We start from the raw sequence: 8,028 nt of genomic DNA on the forward strand, positions 1-8,028 counted from the left end.
TGGCTTGCCGGCGATGAGGTCCGAGCAGGCCACTGCTATTTTGCGGCGCTGGCCAGCACCCGCTGCCAGTCGGGCTCATTCAGGCGGCCGAGGATGCGTGCCTTGCCGTTGCCGTCCACCGAAACGAACAGCGCGCTGGCGTAGGCGCTTTCGCGCTCGCCGCCGGCCACGTGCTGCTGGCGGGCGAAGTGATCGATGCAGCCGTTATGGGTCACCAGCACCAGGTTGTGCCCGGCACGTTTGTGCGCCAGTGCATCGCTGGCGAACTGGCTGTCGCAGCTTTCCAGCCAGTCTTCGCTGGCCACCGCCTGGCCGAGGATGAAGTGCGCGGTTTGCCGGGTGCGCAGTTTCGGGCTGCTGAGCAGGTCGGTGTTGGCCAGGCCCAGTTGGTGCAAGCCTTGGCCCACCCGTGTGGCCGCCTGGCTGCCGGCCACGGTGATGCCGGTGGGGTCGTCCAGGCACGGGCCCGGGGCGCTGTCGCAGCGTTCGGCGTGGCGGATCATCACGATCACGGCACCCTCGGCCCAGTTCTGCAGCAGGCCGCTGTCACTCAGTTGTTGCTCGTTGCCAAGGTCCACGATATGCGTCCTCGTCGCCAGCCAGGTGGTCAAGGCCGCCACGACCATGCACAAGCCAAGGGCGGCACCAAGGGCTTTGCGAGACAGGCGCCGTTTGCGCCGGGCGTGAATGGCAGGGTGCCCCAGGGTATTGCTCGATAGCATGCGTTGCTCCAGTGACAGGGCCGTGGCGGGCACGGCAGTGATGGCGGCATTTTGCTAAGCGAGCTGTCGGGCGCCGGTGAAGGGTGTGTGAAAATTGCATTCGGTTGCGGCCCGTTGGGTGAACACCACGCCGGCGCCTACGCTGTAGACTGTAATTCGGCAAAACCGGAGCAGGCCCGATGACCTCCACCCTTCAACTGGAAAGCGCAAGGCTGGTGCTGCGCCAATGGCACGACGATGACCTGCGTGAATTTGCGGCGCTGTGTGCCGACCCGCAGGTGATGCGCTACTTCCCGGCACCGCTCACACGCCTGGAAGCTGCCGCGCTGATTGGCCGGATACGCGGGCACTTCAACGAATACGGTTTTGGTTTGTGGGCGCTGGAGCGCAAGGACAGCGGTGCATTCATCGGCATGACCGGCTTGCTGCAGGTAAACTTTGACGCCGATTTCGCGCCAGCCGTGGAGATTGGCTGGCGCCTGGCCCGGCGCCACTGGGGGCTGGGTTTTGCCAGCGAAGCCGCGTGGACCTGCCTGCGCTGTGCGTTCGCCCAATTGCGCCTGAACGAGGTGGTGTCGTTCACTGCCGAAAGTAACTTGCCATCGCAGAAGGTGATGCAGGCCATCGGCATGCAGCAAGACCTGCGCGGCAGCTTCGAGCACCCGCGCCTGCCCGCAGGCCACCCGCTACGCCCGCATGTGCTGTACCGCATCGACCGTGCGCACTGGGAGCACACCCTGCGCGCCTGAATGCACAGCCATGCTCGGTGCGAATGGCAAACGCTGTATTATTTGCCCATTGAAAGGGCGCTGGGCCGCTAGGGGTTCGGCGCCTGTGAGTTCGAGCGCCGCCCAGGCGGCGCAGCGCGAGCAAGGCTCGCTTCTACGGAGATGCCCCAATGAGTCATGTGTTGGACGACCTGGTCGACCTGTTGAGCCTCGAAGCCATCGAGGAGAACCTGTTCCGTGGGCGCAGCCAAGACCTGGGCTTCCGCCAGCTGTACGGCGGCCAGGTGCTGGGCCAGTCGTTGTCGGCAGCCAGCCAGACGGTCGAAGACGCGCGCCATGTGCACTCGCTGCATGGTTATTTCCTGCGCCCGGGAGACGCCAGCCTGCCGGTGGTGTACTCGGTGGACCGTGTGCGTGATGGCGGCAGCTTCAGTACCCGGCGGGTGACGGCGATCCAGAAGGGCCAGACCATTTTCACCTGTAGCGCTTCGTTCCAGTACGACGAGGAAGGCTTCGCCCACCAGGCGCAGATGCCCGACGTGGTCGGCCCGGAAAACCTGCCTACCGAAGTGGAACTGGCGCGTGCCATGGCAGACCATCTGCCTGAACGCATCCGCGACAAGGTGCTGTGCGCCAAGCCAATCGAGATTCGCCCGGTCACCGAGCGTGACCCGTTCAACCCCAAGCCAGGCGACCCGGTGAAATATGCGTGGTTCCGCGCCGACGGCAACCTGCCCGACGTGCCCGCCCTGCACAAGTACCTGCTGGCCTACGCCTCGGACTTCGGCCTGCTCACCACTGCGCTGGTGCCCCATGGCAAGTCGGTTTGGCAGCGTGACATGCAGATCGCCAGCCTCGACCATTCGCTGTGGTTCCACGGCAACCTGCGTGCCGACCAGTGGCTGCTGTATGCCACCGATAGCCCGTGGGCAGGGAATTCCCGTGGCTTCTGCCGCGGCAGCATTTTCAACCAGGCCGGGCAACTGGTGGCATCGTCGAGCCAGGAAGGCCTGATTCGTCACCGCAAGGACTGGGCATGAGCCTGCAGCAGGTGCGCAACTGGGTGTTCGACATGGACGGCACCCTGACGGTGGCAGTGCATGACTTTGCCGCCATCCGGGAGGCGCTGGGTATCCCTGCCGAGGACGACATCCTTACCCACCTGGCGGCTTTGCCAGCCGACGAAGCCGCGGCCAAGCATGCCTGGCTGCTGGAGCATGAGCGTGAGCTGGCGGAGGCCTCCACCGCGGCGACCGGGGCGGTTGAACTGGTGCGCGAACTGGCTGCGCGTGGTTGCCGGTTGGGGATACTCACCCGCAATGCGCGGGAACTGGCCCATGTAACGCTGGAAGCGATAGGCCTGGCGGACTGCTTCCCGGTAGAGCATGTGCTCGGGCGTGACGAGGCGGCACCGAAGCCGAGCCCGGATGGGTTGCTGAAGATTGCCGCGGCCTGGGGCGTGGCGCCGAGCGAGCTGGTGATGGTGGGTGACTACCGTTTTGACCTGGACTGCGGGCGCGCAGCGGGGGCACGCACGATATTGGTGAATGTGCCCGATAACCCATGGCCGCAACTGGTGGATTGGCACGCGGTCGATTGTCGGGCCTTGAAGGTGATGCTGGGCTGAGTAGAGGGTGCGCGCCCTGCGCAGCTCGATCGCGACACAAGGCCGCTTCTGCAAAGCCCGTGGCAGCTTTTGCAACCCATAGACCTGTCTATGCTCATTCCCATTCCTGACGTTGATACGGAGACCCAACCCATGACCAGCAAGGCCATCTACGTTCAACCTGGCGGCGGCTACGACAAGGTCGAGGTCGGCAGCAGCGAGGCTGCGGCCCCCCAGGCCGGCGAGATCATCGTGCGCCTGCACGCCAGCTCCCTGAACTACCACGACTTCGCCGTGGTGAGTGGCATGTGGGGGCCGAGTGAGCGGCGCATCCCCATGGCCGACGGTGCGGGCGAAGTCGTTGCCGTAGGGGCCGGCGTCAGCGAGTTTCAGGTCGGCGACAGTGTCGTCAGTACATTCTTCCCGGACTGGCTCGATGGCCAGGCCAATGTCGAAGGCTTTGCCCGGGTGCCGGGTGACGGCATCGATGGCTACGCCCGCGAACAGGTCACCGCCCGTGCCACCGCGTTTACCTTGGCACCTTCGGGCTTCAGCCATGCCGAAGCCGCCACCCTGACCACTGCCGGCCTGACCGCCTGGCGCGCGCTGATGTGCGACGACCACCTCAAACCGGGCGACACGGTGCTGGTGCAGGGCACCGGTGGCGTGTCGATCTTCGCCCTGCAGTTCGCCAAGCTGGCGGGTGCCACGGTGATTGCCACCTCGTCCAGCGATGCCAAGCTGGAGCGGCTCAAAGCCTTGGGCGCCGACCACTTGATCAACTACAAGCGCACCCCGGCGTGGGGTGAGAAAGTGCGCGAGCTGACTGCTAACCGCGGTGTCGATCACGTGATCGAGGTGGGTGGCCCGGCTACCCTGGAGCAGTCGATGATCGCTGCGCGGATCGGCGGGCATGTGTCGTTGATCGGCATTCTTACTGGCGTGGCCGGGCAACTGCCGTTGGTGCAGGCATTGGTGCGGCAGATTCGCCTGCAAGGGGTGCTGGTCGGCAGCCGGGCGCAGCAGCAGGCGATGGTGCGGGCCATTGATGCCAACGGTTTGCGGCCGGTAGTGGACAAGCACTTCGAGCTGGAGCAGATCGTCGACGCGTTCCGTTACCAGGAGAGCAACCGGCATTTCGGCAAGATCTGCCTGACCTGGTAAGCGCCGGGGCTGCTGTGCCGCAGTTGCCTGTCAATCCGGTAGCAGCCGGTCGCGGCTGTTGGACAGGTGCAGGCACACCGCCGCGCGTGCCGCATCCGGGTCTTGCCGGCGGATGGCATTGAGGATTGCCTCGTGCTCCAGGTTGGCCAGGTATGCCTGCGCTGCCATCTTCGATCCACTGCGCTCGGCTTGGGCCATGCGGTTGCGCGGAATCAAGCCGTTGCCCAACTGCAGCAGCATCTCGGTGAAATACAGGTTGCCGGTGGCTTCGGCAATCAGCAGGTGAAAACGCCGGTCGGCCTCGATGCAACTGTCACCTGCCGCCGCCAGGTCCTGGTAGTCATCCAGTGCCTGGCGCATGCGCGCCAACTGCCCTTCATCGCGGCGTAGCGCTGCCAGCGCGGCGGCCTGGCCTTCCAGGCCAATCCGCAGCTCCAGCAAGTCGCGCACATTCGCTGCGCTTTCCGCTGCAACGCGCAACCCGGCCTGGGCTTGGCGCGCCATCACGAAGGTGCCGATACCGTGGCGCGGTTCCACCAGCCCCGAAGCCTGCAACTTCGACAAGGCTTCGCGAACCACCGTGCGGCTAACCCCGTGCTCGCGTACCAAGGTGTTCTCCGACGGCAGTTTGTCGCCTGGCTTGAAGGTGCCCAGGAGAATCTGTTGGGTCAGGCTGGAGACCAGGTCATGTGCGCGGCTGTGGCCGCGTTTGTGCGCGTGATCAGGGAGCATGCTGTGATCCATCTCTGGTTGTACTTGTATGATAAGTTAATTGATAAAAATATTTTGTGCCCAATTTTTCGCCAGGAGAGGGTGCATTTAGCGTGACTGTTTTTGCAAGATCGAAACATATTGCCGTTCATGCAGCTTGTATTTTGCCATTTGAGCGATGTTTTTGATCTTGTCGTACAACTTCCCGGGGCCTATGCTCGTCCCCACTGCCATGTCAGACAACCCCGACCCGCACAAAAACAATTAGTGGGAGATCCACCTGTGAACGACACCCTCGCTCCGTCTGCCCGGAATGAAGGCGACGCGTTGGCCAGCGCCGTGGCCAAGTTCAAGCGCCACGTGCTGCCGCTGTTCGTCATCATGTTCATCGTCAACTACCTGGACCGCGTCAACATCGGCTTCGTCCGCCCGCACCTGGAAAGCGACCTGGGCATCAGCGCTGCGGCCTTTGGCTTTGGTGCCGGGCTGTTCTTCATCGGCTACGCGCTGTTCGAGGTGCCTTCGAACATGCTGCTGCAGAAGGTGGGGGCCCGCTTGTGGCTGACCCGCATCATGTTCACTTGGGGGCTGGTGGCCACGGCCATGGCCTTCGTGCAGAACGAAACCCAGTTCTATGTACTGCGCTTTCTGCTCGGCGTGGCCGAAGCGGGCTTCTTCCCTGGGGTGATCTACTACTTCACCCGCTGGCTGCCGGCGGCCGAACGCGGCAAGGCAATCGCCATTTTCCTCAGCGGGTCGGCGCTGGCTTCGCTGATTTCCGGCCCCTTGGCCGGGGCCTTGATGCAAATCCAGGGGCTCGGCCTGCACGGCTGGCAGTGGATGCTGTTCATCGAAGGCATGGCCTCGGTGGCGTTGTGCTTCTTCGTGTTCTTCTGGCTCGACTCCAAACCGCAGGACGCCAAGTGGCTGAGCCAGGCCGAGCAGGATGCGCTGGTCGCGACCATCGACCGTGAACAGCAAGCGCGCGAGGCGCTGGGTGCGGCCAAGCCGTCGGCCTGGAGCCTGCTCAAGGACCGCCAGATCGTCCTGTTCTGCCTGATCTACTTCTGCATCCAGCTGACCATCTACGCGGCCACCTTCTGGCTGCCGAGCATCATCAAGCGCATGGGCGACCTCAGCGACTTGCAGGTCGGCTTCCTCAACTCCATTCCGTGGCTGATCTCGATCCTGGCCATGTATGCCTTCGCTGCCGGTTCTGCACGCTGGAAGTTCCAGCAGGCCTGGGTGGCAGGCGCCTTGGTGGTCGCGGCCATCGGCATGTTCATGTCCACCACCGGCGGGCCGGTATTCGCCTTTGTCGCCGTGTGCTTTGCCGCCATCGGCTTCAAGTCGGCCTCGTCACTGTTCTGGCCGATCCCGCAGGGCTACCTGGATGCTCGCATCGCGGCGGCGGTGATAGCCCTGGTCAACTCGGTCGGCAACCTCGGCGGCTTCGTTGCCCCCACCACGTTCGGCCTGCTGGAGCAGCAGACCGGCTCGATCCAGGGCGGGTTGTATGGCCTGGCGGTGACTTCGGTGCTGGCGGCAATTGCCATCTTCTTCGTGCGTACACGCCCCAAGGGCGCACCTTCCGATAGCCTGAAGGGCCCCGCGGCCCTGGGCCAGACCCACTGACGACTGCGAGACGACAACCATGAATATGCAGACAACACCCGCCGTTCACACCAGCACCCCGGTGGTCACCGACCTGCGCGTGATTCCGGTGGCTGGCCACGACAGCATGCTGCTCAACCTCAGTGGTGCACATGGCCCGTTCTTTACCCGTAACGTGGTGGTACTGCGGGACAGCGCGGGCAACACGGGGCTTGGCGAAGTGCCGGGTGGCGAGAGCATTCGCCAGACCCTGGAAGACGCCCGCAGCCTGGTAGTAGGCCAGCCGATCGGTCATTACCAGCGCGTGCTCAATGCCATGCGCCAGACGTTCGCCAGCCGCGACTCGGCGGGGCGCGGCCTGCAGACCTTCGACCTGCGTATCACCGTGCATGCCGTGACGGCTATCGAGTCGGCGCTGCTCGACCTGCTCGGCCAGCACCTGAATGTGCCCATGGCGGCACTGCTGGGCGAGGGCCAGCAACGTGATGCGGTGAAGATGCTGGGCTACCTGTTCTATATCGGCGACCGCCAGCAGACCGACCTGGCTTACCGCAACGAAGCGGACAGTGACGACGACTGGTTTCGTGTGCGCCATGAAAAGGCCCTGACACCCGAGGCAATTGTGCGCCTGGCCGAAGCGGCCAAGCAGCGTTACGGCTTCAGCGACTTCAAGCTCAAGGGCGGCGTGCTGCGGGGGGCAGAAGAAATGGAGGCAGTGACGGCGCTGGCCGAACGCTTCCCCGAAGCACGCATCACCCTGGACCCCAACGGGGCCTGGTCACTCAAGGAGGCCATCGCCCTGTGCCGCGACAAGCATGATGTGCTGGCCTATGCCGAAGACCCGTGCGGCGCCGAGAACGGCTACTCGGGCCGCGAGGTGATGGCCGAGTTCCGTCGCGCTACGGGTTTGCCCACGGCTACCAACATGATCGCCACCGACTGGCGGCAGATGGGCCATGCGATCCAGTTGCAGTCGGTGGACATTCCGCTGGCCGACCCGCATTTCTGGACCTTGCAGGGCTCGGTGAGGGTGGCGCAAATGTGCAATGACTGGGGGCTTACCTGGGGTTCGCACTCCAACAACCACTTCGATATTTCGCTGGCGATGTTTACCCAGGTGGCGGCTGCTGCGCCGGGTGAGATCACCGCGATCGACACCCACTGGATCTGGCAGGACGGCCAGCGCCTGACCCGTGAGCCGCTGCGCATTGTCGACGGCCATGTGCATGTGCCGGCGCGGCCGGGGTTGGGGGTGGAGCTGGATGAGGATCAACTGGCCAAGGCCCACGAGTGCTACCGCAACATGGGGTTGGGGGCGCGGGATGATAGTGTAGCGATGCAGTTCCTGATTCCGGGCTGGCGCTTTGATAACAAGCGGCCTTGCCTGGTGCGTTAAGGCTGCTGGCCTCTTCGCGGGCTTGCCCGCTCCCACAGGTCCGGCGCAGGACTTGAAACTTTGCGGCCAACCTGTCCTTTGGAAGCG

At 64.2% G+C, this 8,028-nt stretch carries 8 protein-coding genes; 6 read left to right on the forward strand and 2 right to left on the reverse strand.

Annotated features, from left to right (window positions below):
* Positions 1 to 35 precede the first annotated feature (35 nt).
* Positions 36 to 722 (reverse strand): lipopolysaccharide core heptose(II)-phosphate phosphatase PmrG, encoded by a 687-nt coding sequence (pmrG, locus tag GYA94_RS23280; RefSeq protein ID WP_110676592.1) that lies wholly within the window; start codon positions 720 to 722, stop codon positions 36 to 38.
* A 179-nt stretch (positions 723 to 901) separates the two neighbouring features.
* On the opposite strand from pmrG, the gene GYA94_RS23285 reads away from it, so the two are divergent.
* The 4 genes from GYA94_RS23285 (at position 902) to GYA94_RS23300 (ending at position 4,220) form a co-directional block, all read left to right on the forward strand.
* The gene (locus tag GYA94_RS23285) at positions 902 to 1,471 is read left to right on the forward strand and encodes a GNAT family N-acetyltransferase (RefSeq protein WP_009681789.1); all 570 of its coding nucleotides are present in this window, start codon (positions 902 to 904) and stop codon (positions 1,469 to 1,471) included.
* 149 nt (positions 1,472 to 1,620) lie between these two features.
* Positions 1,621 to 2,490 carry an acyl-CoA thioesterase II gene (gene tesB / locus GYA94_RS23290; protein ID WP_009681790.1) on the forward strand — a complete coding sequence of 290 codons (870 nt, stop codon included), beginning with the start codon at positions 1,621 to 1,623 and terminating at the stop codon, positions 2,488 to 2,490.
* Positions 2,487 to 3,077, forward strand: coding sequence for an HAD family hydrolase (locus tag GYA94_RS23295; protein ID WP_029887396.1), 591 nt, complete (start codon positions 2,487 to 2,489; stop codon positions 3,075 to 3,077). The genes tesB and GYA94_RS23295 overlap by 4 nt, the downstream gene beginning before the upstream one ends.
* A gap of 132 nt (positions 3,078 to 3,209) precedes the next feature.
* On the forward strand, positions 3,210 to 4,220 hold the full coding sequence (locus GYA94_RS23300; RefSeq protein WP_161893184.1) for a zinc-dependent alcohol dehydrogenase family protein: 1,011 nt from the start codon (positions 3,210 to 3,212) through the stop codon (positions 4,218 to 4,220).
* 30 nt (positions 4,221 to 4,250) lie between these two features.
* On the opposite strand, the gene GYA94_RS23305 is transcribed toward GYA94_RS23300, so the two are convergent.
* On the reverse strand, positions 4,251 to 4,952 hold the full coding sequence (locus GYA94_RS23305) for a FadR/GntR family transcriptional regulator (protein ID WP_161893185.1): 702 nt from the start codon (positions 4,950 to 4,952) through the stop codon (positions 4,251 to 4,253).
* Positions 4,953 to 5,213: 261 nt separating this feature from the next.
* On the opposite strand from GYA94_RS23305, the gene GYA94_RS23310 reads away from it, so the two are divergent.
* On the forward strand, positions 5,214 to 6,566 hold the full coding sequence (locus GYA94_RS23310; RefSeq protein WP_161893186.1) for an MFS transporter: 1,353 nt from the start codon (positions 5,214 to 5,216) through the stop codon (positions 6,564 to 6,566).
* A 19-nt stretch (positions 6,567 to 6,585) separates the two neighbouring features.
* Entirely contained in the window at positions 6,586 to 7,941 is a 1,356-nt protein-coding gene (gene gudD, locus GYA94_RS23315) for a glucarate dehydratase (RefSeq protein ID WP_161893187.1), read from the forward strand.
* Positions 7,942 to 8,028 lie beyond the last annotated feature (87 nt).

Origin of the sequence: Pseudomonas juntendi (assembly GCF_009932375.1) — a bacterium.
GTDB lineage: Bacteria > Pseudomonadota > Gammaproteobacteria > Pseudomonadales > Pseudomonadaceae > Aquipseudomonas > Aquipseudomonas juntendi.

Coding starts and splice junctions, on each gene's coding strand:
- gudD (WP_161893187.1), top strand. CDS start 6,586: ATGAATATGCAGACAACACCCGCCGTTCACACCAGCACCCCGGTGGTC.
- GYA94_RS23305 (WP_161893185.1), bottom strand. CDS start 4,952: ATGCTCCCTGATCACGCGCACAAACGCGGCCACAGCCGCGCACATGAC.
- GYA94_RS23295 (WP_029887396.1), top strand. CDS start 2,487: ATGAGCCTGCAGCAGGTGCGCAACTGGGTGTTCGACATGGACGGCACC.
- GYA94_RS23285 (WP_009681789.1), top strand. CDS start 902: ATGACCTCCACCCTTCAACTGGAAAGCGCAAGGCTGGTGCTGCGCCAA.
- tesB (WP_009681790.1), top strand. CDS start 1,621: ATGAGTCATGTGTTGGACGACCTGGTCGACCTGTTGAGCCTCGAAGCC.
- pmrG (WP_110676592.1), bottom strand. CDS start 722: ATGCTATCGAGCAATACCCTGGGGCACCCTGCCATTCACGCCCGGCGC.
- GYA94_RS23300 (WP_161893184.1), top strand. CDS start 3,210: ATGACCAGCAAGGCCATCTACGTTCAACCTGGCGGCGGCTACGACAAG.